Source organism: Mycobacterium sp. NPDC050551 (assembly GCF_040674075.1).
Taxonomy (GTDB): domain Bacteria; phylum Actinomycetota; class Actinomycetes; order Mycobacteriales; family Mycobacteriaceae; genus Mycobacterium.
The window spans coordinates 760843-784763 of sequence record NZ_JBFARC010000003.1; the positions used below are offsets into that span (position 1 = coordinate 760843).

A 23921-nucleotide genomic window follows, 5' to 3' on the forward strand; every position below is an offset into this window, starting at 1 on the left:
GCCTAAGCCGCGGTAGCGAGGCTCAGGCCGCGATGCGCAGCGGGATCCAGTACTGCCAGCCGTGCGGCACAGTGGCAGACGACGCATCCCGCGGTGCGAACCGGTCGGTCGGCCGTGCGGCGGCAGGAAGCTCACCGGAGTCGATCACCACGGCCGACGCGTCACCCTTCTCGGCGGGGATGTGGATCGTGCTGCCCGTGTCCCCGTAGATGCCGTGGCAGTCGGCGCCCAGGCAGCGGCCGGTCGTCGGATCGATGGTCCCCTCGAACATGTCGTTGATCCACCCGGCCATCAGCCACTGGACGGCCGGAGGATTCTGCGGTTGCGGGATCCCGGCGACGAGGTAAGCCGCCGCCTGGATCAGCGGGTTCCCGCCGAGCATCCCGTCCATGTGGACACCGCCGTTGATGACCACGCCGTTGAACTTCCCCGGCCGCGCCTCGGTGAGTTCGTCGTTGACCGAACTGAACGCGTTCAGGAGATTGGTCGGCGCGCCGATTTCGTACATCGGCACGTAATCGGCGGGGTCACCGCTGGACTCGAGGGTTTTCAGGCGTTCCATCGCCCGCGGCATGATCGGGTGGAACGGCACCGCGTCGAGCATCACCACACCCGCCAGGTGATTGGCCTCGTCCTCGGCGTTCGCGGGGTCGTCGCGGCGGGCCACCAGGCCCTCGGCGTAGTGGCCGGCGACACCCGGCACGAAGCCGCCGCCGAGCGAGTGCCCGACGAGGACGAAATCCTTGGGCACGGTCATGACGGGTGCGTCGGCCTTGAGTGTGGCCGTCGTGAGGCTGGCGTTCAGCGCTTCACGGTCGTCGTCGAGGAACAGCTGCGCGACCGCCTTGTGCATGTTGTCGCCGCCCAGCCACATGCCGTCGTCGGCGAACGGGTTGGAGGTCACCGTGGTCACGACGACGACGCTGTTGGTGCGTTGCGCCAGATAGGACGCGGTGTGGCTGTACATGGGCCCGCTCGCGAGGATGCCGTGCTGCAGGTAGATGATCCGCTGCGGAGGCTTCGCCGGATCGGCGTCGGCGGGGAAGTACCAGTCGGCCGCGACCTCGTTACCGGGCGAGACGACCAACGTGGAGCTGCTGACCTTGACCGAGTCCCGCAACTCCTGCGGCACCTGGGGCGGTCCGTCGACGGCCTGCACCACGGCGCCGAGGATGTTGAAGATCGCCGATCCGACGGCCCTGACCAGCGGAGGGTAATCCGGTTGGTCCGGCCCGAGGATGTCCCCGATGATCGGGATCTTCCGTGACGCGTCCACGGGTGCGGTGTCAGCGGCGGCGGACGTCTGCAGGGTGGTCACGGATTCGGTGCCGGTGCCGGTGCCGGTGCCCGGGCCGGTGTCGGTGACCAACCCGCTGCGGGTGGTCTCGGCGGCGTCGGCCTGCGCCCGCTCCGGCACCCGCGGTGTCAGACGCGCACTGATCTCGCGCCGGATGCCGGCCAGTCCGGGGCGGGTGGCCGGCTTCTCAGCGGTGACGGTCGGCGCCGCCGCGGCTTCGGTGCCGGGTTCGGTGCCGGCCTGTGCGTCGGCCCCGACGACGCGGCGAGGCTTCCGGTCGGTCCGCGCGGTTCGAGGGGTTTCCTGCCCGGCGGATGCGGCGTTCTCGGCACTCGGGTGGTCGTCGTCGCGAACACTCTCGCGCACCGAGGCCTCGCCGCGCCGGAGGTGACCGTGGCGCCTGGGTTCTCTTGCCGTTGCGGAATCCCGTTCGCCGAAGGCCGGGCGCTTCCGCTGCTCGGCCGGGGCCGTCGGCTTCGATGCGGCGTCGCTGGTCGACGATGTCGCGGCACCGCCGGCGTCCGACTTTCCTTCCTCGGCGCTGGCCGCGCCCGCCCCCGCGAACATCGCCGCCGACACGCCGGCGGTCAACACACCGGCACCCACCCACGCCGAGACTTGACTCATGCATCCCCTCCGACCCGAATACGACCCGGCCGGATGCTATGGGGGAACTGTGAAAAGCGTTGCGCTTTCGTCAATTCAGTGCGGACGGCCGGAGGAGCGGTCGACGCGATGACCGGTCTCATCGCCTCGGGGCTGAGTACCCGAGGCAGACGACGTGAGGCCTGTCGAGACCCGGGCGCACAGGAAACTGACGTCTTCGTGACAAACCCGCTCACCAGGCGTTTCATCCGAGATCGGCTGTGTAACGTCGCCGTCAGGGGGAATCTGTTCGACCTGGCGTCGAGAAAGGAAAGGTGTCGGCGTGGAGGTGCGAGCGCAGGTGTCGCGGCTGGATTCCGAGACCCGGGCTGCACTGGCCCGCAGGATCCGATCCCAGCTCTCCGATGGCGCCGGTGCCTCCGCCGACCATGACCTCGTGATCGTCGGAGGCGGGGTCGCCGCACTCACGTTGGCTCTGGAGATCCGCTCGGCGAGGCCCAGGACACGCATTCGGATCATCGAGCCGGCCGCACATCCGGTCCCCGAGATCACCCACACCGTGGGCGAGTCGACCGTCGAGGTCTCCGCCCACTACCTGCGCGACCGGCTCGGCCTCGGCGACCACCTCAGCACCGCGCAGATCCGCAAGATGGGGCTGCGGATGTTCTTCTCGCACGACGGCAACACCGACATCGCCCGGCGGGTGGAACTGGGCAGTTCGTCCTTCGTGCCGCAGGTGACCTACCAGATCGACCGCGGCAGGCTGGAAAACGAACTCGTCCGCCGGTGCCTGGCGGCCGGTGTCGACATCGCCCGCGGCCGGGTCCGCCACGTCGAGTTCGGTGCCGACGGCGCTCCGCACACGGTCACCTTCCAGGACGGCGACCAGGCCTCCCGCACCACGGCCCGCTGGGTGGTCGACGCCTCGGGACGCAACCGGACACTGCCGCGTCAGCTGGATCTGAGGCGGGCGACCGAGCACCACTGCAACGCCGCCTGGTTCCGGGTCGCGGTGGAACTCGACGTCGGCCAGTGGAGCGACGACCCGAGCTGGCAGTCGCGCCTGGTCGAGGGTGACCGCGCGATGTCCACGAACCACCTGATGGGCGAGGGCTACTGGGTGTGGCTCATCCGGCTCGCCTCCGGCGCCACCAGCGTCGGCATCGTCGCCGATCCCCGCTTCCATGCGTTCGACGACTTCAACACCCTCGCCAAGGCCAAGGCGTGGATCCGGGAACACGAGCCGCAGTGCGCCGACGAACTGGCCAAGCACGAGGACCTGATCAAGGACTTCAGGGTGATGAAGCACTACAGCCACGGCGCCACCAAGGTGTTCGACGGCCGGGAGCGCTGGGCCGTCACCGGTGACGCGGCGATCTTCCTCGACCCGCTGTACTCGTCGGGGCTGGACCTGGTCGCGATCGGCAACGGCCTCATCACCGACATGGTCATCCGCGACCTCGACGGTGAGGACGTGGTGGCGAGGTCTGGGATCAGCGACTCCCTGTTCCGTTCACTGACCGACATGTGGCTCGCGGTGTACCAGGACCAGTACACGCTCATGGGCACGCCGACGGTGATGTCGGCGAAGATCATCTGGGACGTCGCCTTCTATTGGGGATTCGTCGGACTGCTCTACCAGAACGACCGCTTCGTCTCCGTCGCCGACGATCCCGCGGTGGTGCCGCACCTCGAAGGGCTGATCGCGCTCAGCAACCGGGTCCAACGGTTCTTCCGCGAGTGGGCCGCGGTGGAGGGCGGCGGCTCCCCGGTGCAGTTCGTGGATCTCTACTCGCCGTTGAACTTCATGGTGGCGCTGCACACAGCGATGATGGGAACCGCGCCGAATTTCGCCGAGCAGTTCGACGCCAACGGCCGCCTGCTGCGTCAGCTGGCGGGTCAGCTGGTCGAGACCGTTCTCGCGGCCAAGTCCGGCATGTTCACCGACGACGCCGCGGTCGCGCAGGTGCAGGCGTGGCAGCGCGACTCCCTGCTGCGCGAGCTTCGATCCGTCTACCGCCGCGAGCAGCAGGACAACCCGGTCAGCGCGGAGTGGATCCACACCGCCGTCGCCGAGCTCCGTCCGAGTTGAGTCGCGACACTCCCGCGTCGGCGCGATTCACCGTGTTTCACCAGGAGGCGTGAGGGGCACGCATGGAGATGCTCAGTGATCGAGGGACGCCAACTCCGTTGGCGGTGGTGGGGATCGGATGCCGGTTGCCCGGCGGCGCCGACTCTCCGGACGGCTACTGGAGCCTGCTGACCAGCGGCACCGATGCCACCGGTGACGTACCCGAATCGCGGTGGAGTGCCGCACGATTCCACGACCCGAATCCGGCCAAGGTGGGCAAGATGGTCACCCGCCGGGGTGGCTTCCTGGCCGACATCGACCAGTTCGATCCGCAGTTCTTCGGGATCTCGCCGCGCGAGGCCCATTCGATCGACCCGCAGCAGCGGCTGATGCTGCAGACCACGTGGGAGGCGTTGGAGGACGCCGGAATTCCCGCCGACCGGCTGGCCGGACGTGACGTCGGGGTGTTCATCGGCGGCTTCACCCTCGACTACCAACTGCTGCAGAATCTGGGCCGCGGCAGCCGCTACCAGTTCAAGACCCATTCCGCCGCCGGGATGATGATGACGATGCTGGCGAACCGGATCTCGTTCGCCTTCGACTTCCGCGGGCCGAGCATGACGATCGACACGGCGTGCTCGAGTTCGCTTGTCGCGGTGCACCTGGCGGCGCAGAGCATCTGGAACGGCGAGAGCGACCTCGCCCTGGCCGGCGGCGTGAACATCATGATCGGCCCGAACACGGCGATCGCGGAGTCCAAGAGCGGATTCCTCAGCCCCGACGGCCGCTGCAAGGCCTTCGACGAGTCCGCCGACGGCTACGCGCGCGGAGAGGGCGGTGCCGTCGTCGTCATCAAGCCGCTCGATCAGGCGCTTCGTGACGGCGACGACATCTACGCGCAGATCCTCGGAACCGCGGTGTCGCAGGACGGCCGCACCGACGGCATCACCGTGCCCCGCGCGGAGGCGCAGGCGTCGGCGATCACATCGGCGCTGCGGCGGGCGGGCGTGCACGCCGGCGACATCGGGTACGTCGAGGCGCACGGCACCGGAACCCCCGTCGGCGACCCGGTGGAGATGCGGGCACTCGCCGCCGCACTGACGGCGGACCGGTCCGCCACCGATCCGCTGCTGATCGGCTCGGTGAAGACCAACATCGGGCACCTGGAAGCGGGCGCCGGGGTGGCCGGACTGATCAAGACGGCCCTGGTGCTCAAGCACGGCTACATCCCCGCGCACCTGCATCTCCGCAACCCCAGCAGCCAGGTCTCCCTCGCCGAGCTGAAGCTCGACGTGCCTCGAACGGGCCGCGGGTTTCCCGGCCACGACCGACGCGTCGCGGGGGTCAACTCGTTCGGATTCGGTGGCACCAACGCCCACGCCGTGCTCGCCGAGCCGCCCGCGCCGGTGGCCGACCCCGTTCCGGAGCCGGTTCGCGACCTGCCGCTCACCCTGCTGCCGATCTCGGCGCGCAGCGAGGAGGCCCTGGTGGCCACGGCCCGCCAGCTGGCCGACCACCTGGGCACGCACCGCGACATCACCCTGCCGGACCTCGGCTACACGCTGTCCCGACGGCGCGCCCACCTCAACCATCGCCACACTCTGGTCACGGCCGACGTCGCCGACGCGCGAGACCAACTGCTGGCCCTCGCCGAGGGCGGTCAGATCTCCTCGGCCCGCACGGCGTCGACGACGCCCAAGCTGGCGTTCGTCTGCACCGGGATGGGTCCCCAGTGGTGGCGGATGTGCCGGGACCTGCTCGACGTGCTGCCCGCCTTCACCGACAGCATCGCCCGCACCGATCGTGAACTGGCCCGCCACGCTGACTGGTCACTCATCGAAGAACTGCGCCGCGACGAAACCCAATCCCGCATGGGCGAAACCGAGTTCGCCCAGCCGGCCAACTTCGCCATCCAGGTCGCCCTGGCCGCGCAACTCGAACAGTTCGGGATCACCGCCGACGCGATCATCGGCCACAGTGCCGGTGAGGTTGCCGCACATCATCTCTCGGGGCTGCTCGGCTTCGAGCAGGCCGTAGAGGTGATCTATCACCGCAGCAGGCTTCAACAGCGCACCAGCGGCCTCGGCCGCATGCTCGCCGTCGGTCTCGACGCCGAATCGCTGATGGCGGCACTGGACGAGGAGGCGCGCGACGAGTTCGGCCGACGAGTGTCCGTGGCCGCGATCAACAGTCCGTCCGCCGTGACCATCGCCGGTGACGGCGCCGTCCTCGACGACATCGCACGCCGGCTGGACGAATCCGGGATCTTCACCCGGTTCCTCACCGGCAAGGTGCCCTACCACACCCACTACATGGAGGCGATCAGAGACGATCTGCACGACGCCTTCGAGGGGCTGTCGTCCGACCCGGCAACCGTGCCGCTGTACTCGACGGTCACCGGCGAACTCCTGGACAAATACGACGCCGGTGCCGCCTACTGGTGGCAGAACACGCGCGCCACAGTCCTTTTCGAACCTGCGGTCCGACGCATGATGGAAGACGGCTACACCCACTTCATCGAGCTGGGCCCGCATCCCGTGCTCGCGGCGTCGATCTACGAGATCGCCGGAACCGAGAAGGCCGTGGTCCTCGCGACTCAGCGGCGCAACGACGACGACGTGCGTACGTTCATGGCCGGCGTCGGCGCGTTGCACGACCACGGTCACGACATCGCTTGGGACGCACTGCATCCTCGCGCACAGCTGCTGAAGCTGCCCTCCTATCCGTGGCAGTCGAGGCGGTTCTGGAACGAGACCCAGGAAGCGGCGGAGTCGTTGCACTACAACCCGGTACACCCGTTGCTCGGGCAACCGGTGAACGCGGTGCATCCGGCCTGGGAAGTCGAGCTGAGCACCAGCCTCGTCCCGTTCCTCGCCGATCACCGCGTACAGGGCAGCGTCGTCGTACCCGGAGCGGTGTACATCGAGATGGCGGCGGCCGCGGCCCGGGAGACCTACGGTACGGACCTCGGCGTCGACGACCTCGTGCTGCACCGTGCGCTGATCCTGGACGACACCTGCGACCCCATCCTGCGCACGACACTCAATCAGGACACCGGCGCACTGGAATTCGCGGCCTTCACGGCGTCGGCCGACGGGGACCTCAAGTGGACGATCACGGCGACCGCGGAGCTCAACACGCTCCCGAGATCTGCTCGTGCCCGCGACGTCACGACCGGCGGTCAGCCGGTCACCGAGATGAGCGGCGACGATTTCTACGCCCTCACCCGGGCGATCGGCTTCGACTACGGTGACGCGTTCCGGTCGATCAAGGAGCTCACCGCCGGCGACAGCTGGGTGGTCGCCGGCATCCGCATCCCGGCGTCGCTCGGCGGGGAACTCGACGACTACCGCTTCCATCCGGCGCTGGTGGATGCCGCCTTCCAGACGCTCTTCGGCGCACCGCTTCTCAACCGCGACGGGAACGACAGCACCTACCTGCCGAGCAGGATCCGGCACAGTGCGGTGTACGGCTCGCCCGAGGAAGACATGACCGTGCGGCTGCGGGTGGTGTCGGCCACCGCGGAGGAGATCGAGAGCGACATCGCGATCTTCGACCGCCGTGGCGAACTGCTCGCCGTCTTCGAGGGCTTCACGGTCGCGTCGCTGAGCGCCTCGTCGCGCATGTCGCCCGAGCGCATCGACAAGGGGCTCTACGAACTGCACTGGGAACCGAAACCCGAGGCAGTCCGGGACGCGGACCCCGCCGCGGTGACGCCGACATCCTGGCTGGTGTTCGTCGACGAGTCCGGGGTCGGCGAAGGCCTCGCCGACCGGCTACGGCAGAGCGGCCATGGCGTGCGCACCGTCGCGCACCGAGACGTCGAGGCGGTCACCGAGACCGACGGCGGATACGCGATCGACCCACGCAGCCCCGAGCAGCTGGCGCGGCTGTTCGATCTGCACCTCGACAAGGAGGGCGCCCTCGGAGGCATCGTCGACTGCTGGCCGCTGGACGTCGATGCGGACACCTCCGAGAAGGGTCAGCACCTTGGCGTCCTGACGATCCTGCGCCTGACCAAGGCACTCGCCGCGCACGACACCGTCACCCCCCGGCTGTACCTGATCACCGCCAACGCGCAGCCGGCACTCGGAACCGAGCCGTTGGCCGTCGACCAGGCCGCGATCTGGGGGCTCGGCAGGGTCATCGGGCACCAGGAGTTCGTCGAACGCTGGGGAGGACTCGTCGACATCGACATCGCCGACGACATCGACGCCACCACCGCCCGCGTCTGCAGGCACATCCTCGACGCGGAGTCCGAGGACCAGGTCGCGATCCGCGGCGAGGTCACGCTGGTCCCGCGGCTGCGTCTCAGCACGACGCTCACGAAGCCGTTCCCGACCAAGCTGGCCGCCGAAGCGACCTACGTCGTCACCGGTGGCACCGGAGCGCTCGGCCGCACCGTGGCCACCTTCCTCGCCGAACGCGGCGCGCGGCACATCGTGCTGCTGAGCCGCAGCGGACTGCCTCCCCGGGATCGCTGGCCGGACATGACCGAGGGCGACGCGCACTTCGCCACCGTGCAGACCATCGGAGCAATCGAACGTGCCGGTGCGCAGGTGGACACCCCCGGTGTCGACATCACCGACGCCGACGGGCTGAACTCCTGGCTGGCCTGCGTCACCCGTGAGAGCGGCCGGCCGGTCCGCGGAGTCATCCACGCCGCGGGATCGGTTCATGACCAGCTCCTCGTCAACGTGAGCGAGGACGATTTCCTCAAGGTGCTGGCTCCCAAGATCACCGGTACCCGCGCGCTGCACTCGGCGTTCGCCGGCCAGGACCTCGACTTCTTCGTCATGTTCGGCTCTGCCGGATCGGTGATCGCCTCGCCCGGCCAGGGCAACTATGCCGCGGCCAACGCCTTCCTCGACGCCTTCGCGCACCAGCGCCGGGCGCAGGGTCTGCCCGCGCTCACCATCGGGTGGGGACCGTGGTCGGTGGGCATGGTCGAGGACCTCCACCTCGAAAAGGTCTACGCCATGCGGGGGATCGAACTGATCACCCCCTCGGCGGGCGCCCGGATCCTCGACCGACTCATCAGCCAGGCGACTCCGAACGTCGTTGCGATCACGGCCGACTGGAGCCGCGCACGGCAACTCCTCGGCGGGCACCTGCCGAAGATGTACGCCGACCTCGACGCCGCCATCGCCTCGGCCGCACACACCAGCTCGGACGGCTCGATACTCGACGCGCTCTCGAGCACACCGGAGCCGGAGCGTCTCGGTGTGGTCGTCGGCCGGGTCGAGCGCCTCGTCGCTGCCGTCTTCGACTGCGCGGTCAGCGACTTCGCGAACGACGACATGCTCGACGACATCGGGCTGGACTCCATGATGGCGATGGATTTCAGGGTCAGGATCAACACCACGTTCTCGATCGACCTCCCCGTGCTCGAGATCCTCAAGGGCGTGAGCGTCGACTCACTGGCCGAACGGGTGCTCGCCGAGCTCCGTTCGATTCACGGCGACGTGCCCACCGCCACCGGCATCGGTGCGGCGCCCGACGCGCCCGACGTCGAGAGCCACGCGGAGCCGGCGACGGACCAGGACGTGGACCGGCTGATCGACGAGCTGTCGGATGCCGAACTACGGGAACTGCTGGCCGAACTCGAGGGTGGCGCCGCCCCATGACGGTGGCGAACTCGACCGCGATACACGTCCGGGGGTTGTCCAAGGCCTACGGACGCACCCAGGCGGTGCGCGACCTGGATCTCGACGTCGGCTACGGCGAGGTCTTCGCCATCCTCGGACCCAACGGCGCAGGCAAGTCCACGACCATCGAAATCCTGGAGGGCAATCGCACCCGCGATTCCGGAGACGTGCGGGTGCTCGGAGCTGACCCGGGGACGGCGGGTCGGAACTGGCGGGCCAGGATCGGCATCGTGCTGCAGGAGGTCAGCGACGCCGGGATGCTGACCGTGCACGAGACCGTACGCATGTTCACGAGCTGTTACGGCACGGCGCGCGAACCCGCAGAGGTGCTGGACCTCGTCGGGCTCGGCGCCGTCGCGGACTCGCGGGTGCGTGCGCTGTCCGGCGGGCAACGCCGCCGGCTCGACGTCGCGCTCGGCATCATCGGCAGGCCCGAGTTGCTGTTCCTGGACGAGCCGACCACCGGGTTCGACCCGGAGGCCCGGCGCCAGTTCTGGCAACTGATCAAGCTTTTGGCGGCCGACGGCACGACCGTCCTGCTGACCACCCACTATCTCGAGGAGGCCGCGGCGCTCGCAGACCGTGTCGCGGTGATCGCGGGCGGCAGGGTGGCGGCCGTCGACTCACCGGTGAAACTGACCGAGCACGTCAGCTCGGCGGCGACGGTCCGCTGGGTGGAGGGAGGCGAGGTCCGGGAACTGACAACGGATTTCCCGACCGAGCTGGTCCGGCGCCGCAGTGCAGACGGGGTCGAGCTGGCTCAGCTGACGATCACCCGGCCGACGCTGGAAGACGCCTACCTGCATCTGATCGGTCAGGCGTGATGTCCCTCGAGCCCATGACTGGAACCACGCCCGCGCGGCACCGCGCCCCGAACCCGGAGCCGGTGCTGCCCTCGGCCGTCCGTATCGGCTTCTCGCGGGTGATCCCGGAACTGAAGATGTTCTACCGCAGGCCCGAACAGGTGGTCCTGACGTTCTCGATGCCTGCGGTGATCTGCCTGCTACTGGGTTCGATCTTCACGGCGAAACTGCCCGGCACGCAGACCAGTACGGGCGCCGTCATCGCGGCCAGCATGTTGGCCTACGGCATTCTCTCGACATCGTTCGTCAACCTCGGCGTCGGCATCGCCGCCGATCGCGAGACCGGAGCGTTGCGGCGACTGCGCGGCACACCGGCCACCGCGTCGTCGTACTTCATCGGCAAGATCATGCTCGTCGCGATCGTGAGTCTCGCCGAGGCCGTGATCCTGCTGGCGGTGGGTGTGCTGGTCTTCGGGCTGAACCTGCCCGCCGACGTGTCCGGGTGGTTCACCCTGGCGTGGGTCTTCGTGCTCGGCATCATCAGCTGCTCACTGCTGGGGATCTTCGTCAGCAACCTTGTCAGCAACGCACTTTCGGCTGCTGTCATCACCAACGGCCCGGCCGTCGGCCTGCAGTTCCTGTCGGGAACCTACGTACCGCTCATGGTGTTGCCGACCTGGATGTTGATCGCCGGATCGATATTCCCCGTCAAGTGGATGGCTCAGGGCTTTCGCTCGGTGCTGCTGCCGCCGGACATGGTCGCCTTCGAACCGGCGGGCAGCTGGGAGCACGGCCGGATCTTCCTGGTGCTGGCCGCATGGAGCATCACCGGTCTGCTGGCGTGCCTGTCGGTGTTCCGTTGGTCGGACCGGCGTTAGGAGTCACATTGCCCTCATTGCTCTCGATCACCGCCCACTTCTTCCTGCAGATCGCGGTGATCCTGCTGACCTACCGCCTGCTCTGGCCGCTGTTCCGCCGGCTGGCCCAGGTGCAGGTGGTGGCGATCATGGTGGCCGGATTCGTGCTCGGCCCTTCGGTGCTGGGCTGGCTGTGGCCGGCGGCGCAGCAGTGGCTGTTCCCCACCAAGATGACCATCGGGGCCGAGACGTTCACCCACCCGAACCTCACCGCGATCTACGTCGTCGGCCAATTAGGCCTCGTGCTCTACATGTTCCTGGTGGGGGTGTCGTTCAAGCTGGACATCCTCGGCGCACACGTGCGGCAGGCGGGTGTCACCGCAGCGGCGGGCATCGGCGTCCCCCTGGTGCTCGGTGGGCTCGTCGGATGGTGGATGGTCGGTCTCGGCGGATACTTCACCGACAAGGTGGTGCAGTGGCAGGGCGGGCTGTTCGTCGCGGCTGCCGTCGCCATCACCGCGTTCCCGATGCTGGCGTGGATCATCTACGACTCGGGTCTGCTCAACACCCGGCTGGGGACGATGGCACTGTCCTGCGCCGCGGTCGACGACGCGTGCGCCTGGGTCCTGCTGGCCACCGTCGTGGCGACGGCCAAGGGCAGTCTGTTCGGCGCGTTCCTCGCCATCGGAGGAGGGCTCGCCTATCTGGTGTTCATGGTCTACCTCGGTCGCCCGCTGCTCGCCAAGCTGGAGACGTGGACACCGCCCCGCGGTGACGTCGAACGCACCGGCGGGCTGCCGATCGCGCACCTGAGCATCATCCTCATCGTCGTGCTGATGGCGAGCTGGTTCACCGACGTGGTCGGGATCTACTCCGTCTTCGGCGCTTTCGTGGCGGGCGCCGTCATGCCTCGCGGTGCACTGCTCGACGCGATCCGCGAGCGCTTCGAACCGCTGGTGGGATATCTGCTGCTGCCGGCGTTCTTCATCTACTCGGGTCTCAACACGCAGCTCACCCTGATCCTCGACCCGTCGACGCTGCTGATGGCGGGGCTCGTGCTGGTGGTGTCCTTCGCCGCGAAGTTCGGTGCCATCGGACTGGCTGCGCGCTCGCAAGGAATGAGTTGGTACGAGGCCGGTTCGATGGGCGCACTGGCCAACGCACGCGGCCTGATGGAACTGATCCTGCTCAACATCGGACTGGAAGCCGGGCTGATATCGGGGAAGCTCTACACCATCCTGGCGCTGATGACGATCATCACCACGTTCATGTCCACCCCGCTGCAGCGACTGTTCGAACGCCGACTGCGCAAGACGGGGTCGAAGTTCGGCCCTGAAGGGGAAGAGCCACACGGCGACGTGCCGCGAGCTTCGTACGCGTCGGACGTGTAGTCGCGGCAGCGGCCGCCGCACCGCATGATGCGACGATGAACCCATGACCGCAACGCTCGTCGCGAAGAACGTGGCCGGCGGGTTCGCCCACCGCACCCTCTTCGAGGGGCTCGACCTCACCGTGGCACCCGGGGACGTCGTCGGAGTGGTCGGCGCCAACGGCGCCGGGAAGAGCACGCTGCTGCGGATCCTGGCCGGGGACCTCGAACCGCTCGACGGCACGGTCAGCATCGCCCCGGCCGACGCGTTCGTCGGGTGGCTGCCGCAGGAGCACGAGCGGGTCCCGGGGGAGACGGTTGCCGGCTACATCGCGCGCCGTACCGGCTGCACCGACGCGACGCGGGCGATGGAAGAAGCGGCCGCGGCCCTGGCGGACCCAGACCCTGCGCACGCCGATCCGGCCGCTGTCTACTCCTCCGCGCTGGATCACTGGCTCGCCGCCGGCGCAGCCGACCTCGACGAGCGGGTGCCTGCCGTGCTGGCCGACCTCGGCCTCGACTCCGATGCGGTGCGGCCCGAGGCGACGCCGATGACCGCCCTGTCCGGTGGGCAGGCGGCGCGGGTCGGTCTCGCGGCGCTGATGCTGTCGCGGTTCGACGTCATCCTGCTCGACGAGCCGACCAACGATCTCGACCTGGACGGGCTGGCCCGTCTCGAACAGTTCGTCCGCGAGCTCCGCGGCGGTGTGGTGCTGGTGAGTCACGATCGGGAGTTCCTGGCCCGCACAGTGACCCGTGTCCTGGAGCTGGATCTGGCGCAGAACACCACCACCGTCTTCGGCGGTGGCTACGAGAGCTACCTGGAGGAGCGGGAGGTCGCGCGCAGGCACCGGCGCGAGCAGTACGACGAGTTCGCGGACAAGAAGGCCGATCTGGTGGCGCGCGCCCGAATCCAGCGGGAGTGGTCGAGCCAGGGTGTTCGCAATGCGATGCGCAAGGCTCCCGACAACGACAAGAACCGGCGCCGCGCCGCCACCGAGTCCAGTGAGAAGCAGGCGCAGAAGGTCCGCCAGATGGAGAGCCGGATCGCGCGCCTCGAGGAGGTCGCCGAGCCTCGTAAGGAATGGACGCTCGAATTCACCATCGGCGCTGCGCCGCGGTCGAGTTCGGTCGTCGCGACGCTCGACGAAGCCGTGGTGCAGCAGGGCGATTTCGTGCTCGGGCCGGTGTCGCTACAGGTCGACGCCGGTGACCGGATCGGTATCACCGGCCCCAACGGCGCAGGGAAATCGACGCTGTTGCGACTGCTGCTCGGCCGTCGGCGACCCGATCAGGGCCGTGCGAGCATGGGCGCCAACGTCGCGGTCGGCGAGATCGACCAGGCGCGAGCCGATTTCACCGGTACCGGGCGGCTCGTCGATCGCTTCGAGGAGCGCGTGCCGACATGGTCGACCGCCGACGTGCGGACGCTGCTCGCGAAGTTCGGGCTGCGCGCCGATCACGTGGAACGCCCGGTCGACGCGCTCTCTCCCGGTGAGCGGACCCGAGCCGGCCTGGCTCTGCTGCAGGCATGCGGTACCAACGTGCTGGTGCTCGACGAGCCGACCAACCATCTCGACCTCGCGGCCATCGAGCAGCTGGAGCAGGCACTCGACACCTTCGAGGGCGCGCTGTTGCTCGTGACGCACGACCGCCGAATGCTGCAGAACGTCCGGCTGGACCGATCGTGGCGGGTGGACGGCGGCCGGGTCACGCAGCTGTGAGGTGGTAGAGCGGACCGCCATTCGGGTAAGCCATGGGTTCGACGGGAAGGAACCCCTCTATGACCACGCCCGACCACGCGGAGAACACCGGAGACAATCTGCGTCACGCCGCGGAAGTGCAGCAGCAGGCGCTCGACGACGACACGCAGACGCAGGACCCGACCGACCAGCCCGTCGCGACCCCACCCGACTTCAACACCTGACCGGCTGCCGAAATCGCTGAGACTCAGGCGGAGTAGGGGCCGACGAGGAGTTGCCGGATCAGCGGCCTGGTCCAGCGGATGAGCTCCTGCTGGCTCAGATCGGCGACAGCCGGATTGGCGAGCACGTAACGCGTAGTGGCCAAACCGATCACCAGCGCGCCCACAAGGCCTGCGCGCTGGGCGGGATGATCCGGCGCGACAGCGGCGAACGCCGGCGCCACCTGGGTGGCGAACACCCTGCGCATGGTGTCCGCCGCCGTCTCGCTCGTCATCGCCGCACGAAGCAGGGCGACGAACGTGGTGTCGCGTTCCCACACCGCGAAGAAGCGGGACAGCAGGACGTCGGCGATCTCATCGTGGTCGACGGCACTCAGGTCGGGCAGGTCGATCGTGAACTCGGCCGCCTCGGCGAACAGTTCCTGTTTGGTTCCGAAGTACCGGATGATGAGCGCCGGATCGATGCCGACATCCGCGGCGACGGCACGCAACGTGGTGTTCTGGTAGCCGTCTGATCCGAATCGGAGCCGAGCCGCCGCCAGGATGTCGGCGCGCGTCTGCGCAGCGTTGCGCGATCGGCCGGTGCTCATCCGGCAACGATAAGCGGTCGCCGCTAGCGAACCGCCGATTCCCCGCGCCGGCGCGGAGTCGGTCAGCGGAAGCGGACGTCCATCGTCGCCAGGCCGAAGATCTTCCGGCCGCCCGACTTCGCACCGACGATGACGGTGCCGCTGCGGGTCGCCGGGTCCAGCGACTTGATCCGGCCACTGAACTCGATGTCTGCACCTTCGGCGGCCGACACGACCGCGGGCGCGGACAGCCGGATCGCATAGCGGGTGACCGCACCCGGGTCGCCCGACCACGCCGAGGCGAAGCCCGCCCCGAGACCCATGGTGAGCATTCCGTGGGCGATCACATCAGGCAGCCCCGCCAGCTTGGCGATGTCCTCGTCCCAGTGGATGGGGTTCGCGTCCCCGGCCACGCCCGCGTAGTTCACCAGGTCGCCCCGGGACAGCCGGGCGTGGTGCACCGGGATCTCGTCGCCGACCTTCACGTCGTCGAAGGAGGGCGTGCCCGGCGTGCGGTCGGCGTCGCGGGTGGAGATCCGGACCTCGCCGTCGGGTCGCTCGGTCTTGCGGTACTCCTCTTCGCCGACCCCGAAGATGTTGACGTCGTGCATCATCGCGTTGTTCACCGCGGTCTTGATCTCCGGGTTGAGATCCTCGGCGGTGACGCCCACGACGGTGGTGTGCAGGGTGTGCACCCGCTCGCCCGCGGCATCGGTGAACGTGTTGGTCACGGTGATGAGGTCTCTACCGGCGATCCGGCGCACCGAGGTCAGTTCCACGTCGATGTGCAACTCGTCGCCGGCGACGATGGGGCGGTGCTGCTCGAAGACCTCTTCGGTCTGCATGTAGGTGTCGTAGCCGACGACCACCTGCTCGAACATGTGGCGGTTGCATTTCATGCCCGGCGTCGAGGTGAAGGTCAGCGGCGCCACCAGGTCCGGATAACCGAGCTTCTCGGCTGCCGCGACGTCCCAGTGCGCAGGGTGGTAGTCCTGCACCGCGCGGGCGTAGTCGCGTAACGTCTCTCGGCCCACCAGGTAGGTGCCGTCCATCTGGTAGTAGTGGCCGACCCGCGCCTCGAGCGGCGAAGGTTCTGCTGCTGCGGTCATGAATGTGCTCAACTCTTCCATCGGCTTGGTCGCTGAGGCCGACCAATGCACACTAACGCGCGGGCTGCCGCACCATTCACGCCGCTGCGCTGCGCCGACCGGTCGGCACGAGATTTCCGAGCCGGATGTCAACCGCCGAATCGGACGCGATGCCGGCTGACGTACTGCTCGACCGTCATCGCCGACCGGCCGGTCACGTCGGCCACCACGTCGGTCAGCCGGTCGTAACGCCCCATCCGGTGCAGGCGTGCCATCGTCGCGATGTGCTGCTCGACGTGGGACGGCAGGCCCGCGGGCCGCAGTACCTGGGCGACCCAGAGGTCGTAGTCCAGGTCGACCGCCGCCACCGGATGCCCCAGTGCCTGAGACATGGCACGGGCGAGGCCTTGGTGATCGAGGACCTCCGGTCCGGTCAACTCACAGATGCGGGGACGCCCTCGGCTGGGATCGAGCAGTATCGCGGCGGCCACCCTTGCGACGTCGACCGGCGCGATGGGTGAGGTGCGACCGTCGCCGAACGGCAACACCAACTCGTGGCGGTCGCGCACAGATGCGGCATTGAGATGGACGAAGAGCGGATTGTCGATGAAGACGGTCGGTCGCAGGTGAGTGACGGGCAGCCCCGACCAGTCGATGACCCGTTCGGCCAGCCAGTGCAGCCGATGCTGCTGCGACTCCGTCGTGCTGGTGAGCGTCATCTGCGAGACCGTCATCTGCGACATGTTCACCAGCAGACCCGGACCACCCGACTCCTGCGCGGCGGCGCACACCACGGCGGTGGCGCGCAGGTAGGCCTCGGACACACTCATGTTGAAGAACATCGCGCCCACGCCCTGAACAGCGGCGTACACATCGCGCGGCTCGGTCAGGTCGCCCACCACCACCTGCGCCCCGAGCGTCCGCAACGCCTCCGCCCGTTCGTCCTCGCGACGGACCATGGCCCGAACGGATGCGCCTGCGCCGATCAACAGCTCGACCAGCGATCGGCTCACTCCGCCGACCCCGCCGGCGGCGCCGGTCACCAAGAAGTCAGCCACGCCCGCCTCCGTCACACATGTCGGCCGGGAAACGACCCGCGCCGTACCCGAGTGTCGCAAGCAACGCGCTACGGGTGAAGCCGTACGGCGCATCAGGCGCTGTCCGTGCCGCACGATGCTGACAGACTGGGACGGCTGCCGCGCGATCAGAAGAGGTGACATGGCCGGGACAGGGGCCCATTACTACCGGACAGCCGACGGAACGGGGCTCCCGCACGATCCGTTCAACGCCATCGTCGGACCTCGCCCGATCGGCTGGATCTCCACGCAGAACGCGCACGGGGTGCGCAACCTCGCCCCGTACAGCTTCTTCAACGGCTTCAACTACCGTCCTCCGATCGTCGGGTTCGCCTCGATCGGCTGGAAGGACAGCGTGTCCAACATCGACGCCACCGGCGAGTTCGTCTGGAACCTCGCCACACGGGAACTCGCGGGCGCGATGAACGAGACCTCGGCCACACTGCCGCCGGGTGACGACGAATTCGTCCGCGGCGGGCTGACGCCCGTCGCGTCGACGATGGTCGCGGCACCACGGGTGCTGGAGAGTCCGGTCAACTTCGAGTGCCGGCTGACGCAGCTCGTCCAGCTGCAGGACACCGACGGCGAGGAGGTCGAGACGTGGCTGGTGCTCGGTCAGGTGGTCGCCGTGCACATCGACCGGCAGTGGTTGGTCGACGGGATCTACGACACACCCGGTCCGCGGCCGATCCTGCGGGCAGGCGGGCCCGCCAACTACTCGGAGATCGGACCCGACGGCGTCTTCACCATGGACCGGCCCGGCTAGCGGCGGTGACTGCCGTCATCGGGGTTCGCCCGGGTAGTCGGGCAGAGCCTGCGAGTCGCCTCCGATGTTGCCCAGGCCCCTGCTGCTGAGTGCGGCGACGGCCCGGCCGACGGGGCCCGCGGCTATGCCGGCGCCAGCGTGGAGGATACGAATACCGTTGCGCGTCCGGGGATTGGCGAGTCGTAGCACGCCGGCCCGTACGTTGGGCGCGGTGTCGACGAACGGCTGCATCGCGCGCTGGTAATCGACCAGCGCGGTGCGAATGTCGCTGCCGCGGGCCAGTTCTCCGGCGAGGACGTAGGCGCCGATCAGCGCGAGGCTGGTGCCGGCGCCACCGAATGTGGCATTGCAGAATGCGGCGTCGCCCAGCAGCGCGACGCGGCCCCTGCTCCACGACGGGGTGCGCACCTGTCCGACAGCCGAGAAGTACATCGGCGCACCGTCTTCGAGTGCGGCGAGCACACGCGGCGCGGCGCCGCCGACATCGGCGAAGGTGCTGCGCAAGATGGTGATCTGACCGTCCCGGTCGAGGTCGTCGAATCCCCGCACGTCGCTGATGAAGCTGAGGATGGCGCGGGTGGTCCCGAGATTGTCGGGCCGCAGATGCACTCCGCGATGCTGCGTCGCATGCTGCCAGTTCCACCACAGGTCGTCGGACTCGTGCCGGGGGATGGTGGCGTAGGCGAAGTACATCCCGAGTTCGTTGACGTCGACGGACGAGATGAAGCGGCGTGAGCGCGAGTGCAGGCCTTCGGCGATCACCACGAGGTCGGCGTCGAGTGCGGCGCCGTCGTCGAGCATCGCGGTGACGTGGCTGCCCTGATCGTTGACGTCGTCGATCCGGGTGTCGAAGAGGTAGTCGGTGGTCTCCTCGGTGTGCTCGATCAGGATGCGCGACAGTTCACCGCGCAGGATCTCCAGTTCGGCGGTGGGACCGTCGCGACCGCCGGGCGATGCCACCGGAAACGACGCCGCCGCCGATCCGTCCGCCCTGACGAAGCGCGTGCCGACTTCACCGGTGCCTGCGGCGCGGATGTCGTCCTCGATGCCCATCCGTGCGGCCACCTCCCGCGCGGCGCCGCGGATGTCGACGTTCTGGCCCTCCTCGCGGCGGCGGGGGAAGCGCTCGACGACGGTCGTCCGCCAGCCGCGGGCGGCCAGTTGGTGGGCGAGCGCGGGGCCGGCGATGCCGGCGCCCGAGATGACAGCGTGGGAGACCATGAAGCGCAGCGTCCTGTCTGGAAGGGCGTGGCCGGCGGAGCTGGGCCATGGGAACAGCGGACCCCTGTTGTGCCCGTTGCGGGCGGAAGCAAATCAGCGGCAGGGTCGGCACTCGTCAGCCGTGCCGGCCGAACCGTCCCCTGGCGACCTGCCGCAGAACGACGAGGCCGGTGACCGCCATGATCGCGGCCAGGACCAGGAGGAACACGCGCGAGTCGGCGTCGATGACCGCGTTGGCGACGGCGAAGGCGGCGGTGAGCAGCATCGCCACCGCACTGAACGTGTGGGATCGCCTGGCCGCGCCGGCGTCGGGGGACGCGCGTCGTCGCACCAGCGCGCCGATGCCGATCGCGGCGAGTGCGATGGCGGCGACGGCGATCAGCACCGCGACGGGCGTCATCCTGGACCCGATGTCTGTGCGGTCATCCGTAAGACGATACGGACGACCCACGGCGCGCACCGCACTCGGCCGGGAATCGATAACGATTCGAAATCCGTTGTGTTGCAGGACGCATTCTGGCGGTCGTCGGTCCCGTGACGAACACTAGAGTCACGTCGTGCAACGGCGAACTGCTCTCAAGCTCCCGCTGTACCTCGCAGCAGCTGCGACGCTGACCAGGGTGCCTCTCGCTTCTGCTGAGGCGCCCCGATGGTCGGCTGACCGCGCCAACGCCTGGTACGCAGCCCAGGGTTGGCTCCTCGGCGCCAACTACGTCACCTCGACCGCTGTGAACCAGATCGAGATGTTCCAGGCCGGCACCTACGATCCGACCCGCATCAACGCCGAGCTCCGGCTGGCGCAGCGCCTCGGATTCAACACCGTCCGGGTGTTCCTGCACGACCAGCTGTGGGCCACCGACCGGGAGGGGTTCAAGCGCCGGCTGACGCAGTTCGTCGGCATCGCGGCCAGCAACGGCATCAAGCCGCTCTTCGTCCTGTTCGACTCGTGCTGGGACCCGCTGCCCAAACCGGGGCGGCAGCGGGCGCCGGTCGTCGGAGTGCACAACTCCGGTTGGGTGCAAGGTCCGGGGGCGCACCGCCTCCAGGACCCCGCCTACACCCGCGTGCTGCAGAGCTACGTCACGGGCGTGGTCGGCATGTTCGCCAACGACCCTCGCGTGCTGGGCTGGGACGTGTGGAACGAGCCGGACAACCCGGCCCGCGACTACCGCAAGGTCGAACACGAGGACAAGCAGGAACTGGTGGCCGCGTTCCTCCCGCACGTGTTCCAGTGGACACGTGCGGTCAATCCGGTGCAGCCGTTGACCAGCGGCGTCTGGCAGGGGCACTGGCAGGATCCCGGCAGCCGCAGCAAGATCTGCAGCATCCAGCTCGAGCACTCCGACGTCATCAGCTTCCACAGCTACGGCGATCCTGCCGAGTTCGAGGCCCGCATCGACGAACTCGCGCCGCTCGGACGGCCGATCCTGTGCACCGAATACCTGGCGAGGGGCCTGGGCAGCACCGTGGAAGGCGTGCTGCCGGTGGCGAAGCGGCGCAACGTCGCCGCCTACAACTGGGGGTTCATCGCCGGACGGACGCAGACGTACCTGCCGTGGGATTCCTGGAAGAAACCCTACGCCGAGCCACCGGAGCGGTGGTTCAGTGACCTGCTCTATCCCGACGGACGGCCCCATGACGAGGACGAGATCAAGGTGATCCGCCAGCTCTCCGGAGCCAAGCCCACCTGACGGTTCGATCCCTATGCGCGCACGTCCGCGAGTGCAGCACTCACGGCGGACTGCACGCCGTCGCCCGCGGCGATCATCGGCTCGATCGAGCGCAGCGTGCGGCACAGCACGAACGCTCCCTCCAGCGCCGTCAGCGTCACGAGCGCGAATCGCCGGCTCTGTTCGGCGGTGATGTCGAGTCGGCCGAACCAGTCCGCGAGCCCGGCCAACCAGCTTTCGAAGACCTCGGCGGCCTCCAGGCGTAGCCGCTCGTTGGTGCTCGCCACCTCGAGGGCGATGGTCTCGATCGAGCAGGCCTCGCTGTAGTCCTGGGTCTGCAACAGCTCGCCGGCGTTCATGAACAACTGCGGGATGCCGGTCGCCGGGTCGGCCTGCGCCAACTGCGCGCCGACGAATTCGCCGTACCGGACTCCTTCGCTGCGAATGACTTCGGCGCTGATCGATTCCTTGCCGCCGGGGAAGTGGTGGTAGATCGAGCCGAACGGCGCCCGCGCCGCGCCGGAGATCTGCTTGAGGCCGGTCGCGGACATCCCCTGGCGCCGGTACAGCTCCGCCGTCGCCTCCAGTATCCGGTCGCGGGTGCCGAGATCCGCCATCACAACTCCTCCTTGCGCAAGGGTCCTGGCACAGCATATCGTCGGCCTGAGTAGAACGATCTATCTAGGAGGCCTGGATGCCCACAGTCGACGTGCCGGCCGGCCCCATCGCGTACGAGGACACCGGTGGGCAGGGGCCCGTCCTGGTCTTCGGCCACGGCCTGCTGATGGACGGCAGGCAGTGGCGCAAGGTGCTGCCCCTGCTGCCCGGGTACCGCTGCATCACGCCCACCCTGCCCATGGGCGCCCATACGACGCCGATGAACGACGACGCGGTGCTGACCGAGGACGGCATGGCCCGCATACTCGCCGACTTCCTCGACGCGCTGGACCTCGACGACGTGACCCTGGTGCTCAACGATTGGGGCGGAGGACAATTCGTGATATCGGAAGGCCGGGACAAGCGCGTGGGCAGGCTGGTGCTCGCGTCGTGCACAGCCTTCGACAACTACCCGCCCGAGCCGGCGCGCCCGGCCGCTCTGCTCTGCCGGTTCCCCGGCGGCGGGTGGCTCCTGAGCAGGATGTTTGGCACCCGCTTCTTCCGTCACAGCCGGCGTGCCTACGGCGCCATGAGCAAGAAGGGACTGCCGGACGCGCTGTACGACGAGTGGTTCCGCCCCGCTGTGCAGGACGCCGCGATCCGGCGCGATCTGGTCAAGTTCGCGACCGGAGCGCCGTCTCGCCGGCGTCTGCTCGAGATGTCGGAGCAGATGCGGGCATTCACCCGGCCGGTGCTCGTGGTCTGGGCGCGGGAGGATCTGATGATGCCGCTCGAGCATGCCGACCGGCTGGTCGAGCTGTACCCCGACGCGACGAAGGTGATCGTCGACGACTCCTGGACGCTGATCCCCGAGGACCAGCCAGAAGCGATGGCGGACGCGTTGCGGGCGTTCGTTCCGCTGACCCGGTCAGCGTGACGCCAGCGGGACGAAGCGCTTGAGCTTGCCGCTGGTCGCGTGACGGCCCAGCGTGTCGACCGCCCGTATCCGGATCGCCGGGTCCGCGACGCCGTGCCGCTGCATCGCCGCGACCAGCGCGGGGGCCAGGGACGAGACGTCGGCGCCGGCGATCACCAGCACGTCCGCACCGCCCTCGGTCTGTAGCACCTGGTACTCCGCGACGCGGGGGTCGGTGCCGAGCACATGTCGAAAGACGCTGGCGGGCACCGACTGTGAGCCGTAGACGAAATCGTCGTCGCGCCGGCCGCTGATGTCGGCGACCCGGGCGAACGCGCTGCCACAGGCACACGGCTCGGGCATCATCGTGATCTGGTCGCCGAGGTCGTACCGGATGAACGGGAACGTGCGGTTGGACAGACCGGTGGCCAGGGTGCGCACCGCGGGCTCGTCGGGCGCCACCGGCAGACCATCGCCGTCGACGCGTTCCAGGATGACCTCGTCCTCGCAGATGTGCAGCCCCTGCCCCTGCCCGCAACCCACCGCTTGCACGCCGATTTCGGTCGAGCCCCAGAGGTTGTGCAGCGGTGCATGCCACGCATCGACGATCGCGTCACGATCCTCCGGCAGCAGCGGCTCGGAGTTGGTGCTCACTCGCGACGGCCGGACCCGCAGATCGCCGGCGAGCGTGGCGCGAGCCAGTCGGCCGATGACGCTGGCATAGCCCACGAGGTGGGTGGGGTCATGCTCCTGCACCGCCGCGAGCACCTCGTCGAACGGCGCTCCGGCCTCGATCACGACCGTGTCCATGCCCGCGACGGTGGGCACGTCGAACAGCGGCGTGCTGGCGTGCGGTGGCACCCCGGCGGTCAGCACCGCCAGCAGCGCCCTCGGCATCGGCTCGCGTCGACGTTCCGCTCGCGCCTGCATGCGCCATGCAAGGCATGCGGTGGTGACGAAGAACTGCCAGTCCCAGACGTACACCCCCCGCACGCCGCTCGAGCCGCCGCTACTGAACACCTGGTGATCGTCAGCGGTGTAGGAGAACCATGTCTGCTCGCCCAGAAGGCGTTCCGCGGCTGCGCGATCGAGGTCCGGCGTCGTCACGATCGCATCCCAGTGGGTCTGCGCCTCGGATTTCGTCAGCATCGGGATCGAGACCAGGTCTGCGGCTGTCACCGCCGCGACATCGACGCCCCGCAGCCGTTCGGAGTAGAACGCGGAGCGTTCGCGGGCATACGCGAGCAGGGAACGCAGCCTCAGGTCGCGGTGCTGCCGGATCTGCTCCGCCGGCCAGTCGAGACGGCCCACGTGATCGTCGAGCGCCGCCTGCACGGCGTCGAGGTGGGCGGCGCGGATGCGCTGATAGGCCGACCGTCCCATGGCGGTTCCTTCCTCCGTCCCCGCAACGCTATGGAGGCCAGGAGTTCCTGTCCGGCGAAC

At 68.6% G+C, this 23921-nt stretch carries 18 protein-coding genes; 10 read left to right on the forward strand and 8 right to left on the reverse strand.

The window, feature by feature from the left end; genetic code table 11:
- Positions 1 to 22: 22 nt before the first annotated feature.
- Positions 23 to 1924, reverse strand: coding sequence for an alpha/beta hydrolase (locus AB0K11_RS16090; protein WP_364978232.1), 1902 nt, complete (start codon positions 1922 to 1924; stop codon positions 23 to 25).
- A 301-nt stretch (positions 1925 to 2225) separates the two neighbouring features.
- Here AB0K11_RS16090 and AB0K11_RS16095 point away from each other — a divergent pair, with 301 nt between their 5' ends.
- The 7 genes from AB0K11_RS16095 (at position 2226) to AB0K11_RS16125 (ending at position 14578) form a co-directional block, all read left to right on the forward strand.
- The gene (locus AB0K11_RS16095) at positions 2226 to 3995 is read left to right on the forward strand and encodes a tryptophan 7-halogenase (RefSeq protein WP_364978235.1); all 1770 of its coding nucleotides are present in this window, start codon (positions 2226 to 2228) and stop codon (positions 3993 to 3995) included.
- A 62-nt stretch (positions 3996 to 4057) separates the two neighbouring features.
- Complete coding sequence (locus AB0K11_RS16100; protein WP_364978238.1) at positions 4058 to 9601, forward strand: type I polyketide synthase; 5544 nt, start codon at positions 4058 to 4060, stop codon at positions 9599 to 9601.
- Positions 9598 to 10446: an ABC transporter ATP-binding protein gene (locus tag AB0K11_RS16105; RefSeq protein ID WP_364978241.1), complete on the forward strand. Its 849-nt coding sequence runs from the start codon at positions 9598 to 9600 to the stop codon at positions 10444 to 10446. The genes AB0K11_RS16100 and AB0K11_RS16105 overlap by 4 nt, the downstream gene beginning before the upstream one ends.
- A 14-nt stretch (positions 10447 to 10460) precedes the next feature.
- Entirely contained in the window at positions 10461 to 11303 is an 843-nt protein-coding gene (locus tag AB0K11_RS16110; RefSeq protein WP_364978244.1) for an ABC transporter permease, read from the forward strand.
- Between the two features lie 8 nt (positions 11304 to 11311).
- Complete coding sequence (locus AB0K11_RS16115; RefSeq protein WP_364978247.1) at positions 11312 to 12673, forward strand: cation:proton antiporter; 1362 nt, start codon at positions 11312 to 11314, stop codon at positions 12671 to 12673.
- Between the two features lie 43 nt (positions 12674 to 12716).
- Positions 12717 to 14375: an ABC-F family ATP-binding cassette domain-containing protein gene (locus AB0K11_RS16120; RefSeq protein WP_364978250.1), complete on the forward strand. Its 1659-nt coding sequence runs from the start codon at positions 12717 to 12719 to the stop codon at positions 14373 to 14375.
- A gap of 59 nt (positions 14376 to 14434) precedes the next feature.
- Positions 14435 to 14578: a hypothetical protein gene (locus AB0K11_RS16125; RefSeq protein ID WP_364978253.1), complete on the forward strand. Its 144-nt coding sequence runs from the start codon at positions 14435 to 14437 to the stop codon at positions 14576 to 14578.
- 23 nt (positions 14579 to 14601) lie between these two features.
- Here AB0K11_RS16125 and AB0K11_RS16130 read toward each other — a convergent pair whose 3' ends face one another.
- From AB0K11_RS16130 to AB0K11_RS16140, 3 genes are all read right to left on the reverse strand, one after another.
- On the reverse strand, positions 14602 to 15165 hold the full coding sequence (locus tag AB0K11_RS16130; RefSeq protein WP_364978256.1) for a TetR family transcriptional regulator: 564 nt from the start codon (positions 15163 to 15165) through the stop codon (positions 14602 to 14604).
- 62 nt (positions 15166 to 15227) lie between these two features.
- A complete protein-coding gene (locus AB0K11_RS16135; RefSeq protein ID WP_364978259.1) occupies positions 15228 to 16253 on the reverse strand; it encodes a fused (3R)-hydroxyacyl-ACP dehydratase subunits HadA/HadB in 1026 nt (341 codons plus the stop codon).
- Between the two features lie 128 nt (positions 16254 to 16381).
- Positions 16382 to 17290, reverse strand: a complete 909-nt coding sequence (locus AB0K11_RS16140; protein ID WP_364978262.1) for an NAD(P)H-binding protein — start codon at positions 17288 to 17290, stop codon at positions 16382 to 16384.
- A 160-nt stretch (positions 17291 to 17450) separates the two neighbouring features.
- On the opposite strand from AB0K11_RS16140, the gene AB0K11_RS16145 reads away from it, so the two are divergent.
- A complete protein-coding gene (locus AB0K11_RS16145) occupies positions 17451 to 18074 on the forward strand; it encodes a flavin reductase family protein (RefSeq protein ID WP_364978265.1) in 624 nt (207 codons plus the stop codon).
- Positions 18075 to 18089: 15 nt separating this feature from the next.
- On the opposite strand, the gene AB0K11_RS16150 is transcribed toward AB0K11_RS16145, so the two are convergent.
- Positions 18090 to 19295 (reverse strand): FAD-dependent monooxygenase, encoded by a 1206-nt coding sequence (locus AB0K11_RS16150; RefSeq protein ID WP_364978268.1) that lies wholly within the window; start codon positions 19293 to 19295, stop codon positions 18090 to 18092.
- Positions 19296 to 19410: 115 nt separating this feature from the next.
- Complete coding sequence (locus tag AB0K11_RS16155; RefSeq protein ID WP_364978271.1) at positions 19411 to 19695, reverse strand: hypothetical protein; 285 nt, start codon at positions 19693 to 19695, stop codon at positions 19411 to 19413.
- A 157-nt stretch (positions 19696 to 19852) separates the two neighbouring features.
- Between AB0K11_RS16155 and AB0K11_RS16160 the strand changes: the two genes are divergently transcribed.
- On the forward strand, positions 19853 to 20986 hold the full coding sequence (locus tag AB0K11_RS16160; protein ID WP_364978274.1) for a cellulase family glycosylhydrolase: 1134 nt from the start codon (positions 19853 to 19855) through the stop codon (positions 20984 to 20986).
- Positions 20987 to 20997: 11 nt separating this feature from the next.
- Here AB0K11_RS16160 and AB0K11_RS16165 read toward each other — a convergent pair whose 3' ends face one another.
- A complete protein-coding gene (locus tag AB0K11_RS16165; RefSeq protein ID WP_364978277.1) occupies positions 20998 to 21582 on the reverse strand; it encodes a TetR/AcrR family transcriptional regulator in 585 nt (194 codons plus the stop codon).
- Between the two features lie 77 nt (positions 21583 to 21659).
- Between AB0K11_RS16165 and AB0K11_RS16170 the strand changes: the two genes are divergently transcribed.
- Complete coding sequence (locus AB0K11_RS16170) at positions 21660 to 22499, forward strand: alpha/beta hydrolase (protein WP_364978280.1); 840 nt, start codon at positions 21660 to 21662, stop codon at positions 22497 to 22499.
- Here the strand turns inward: AB0K11_RS16170 and AB0K11_RS16175 are convergent.
- Positions 22491 to 23861 (reverse strand): phenylacetate--CoA ligase family protein, encoded by a 1371-nt coding sequence (locus AB0K11_RS16175; RefSeq protein ID WP_364978283.1) that lies wholly within the window; start codon positions 23859 to 23861, stop codon positions 22491 to 22493. The two genes, AB0K11_RS16170 and AB0K11_RS16175, sit on opposite strands and share 9 nt — an antisense overlap.
- Positions 23862 to 23921: the final 60 nt, after the last annotated feature.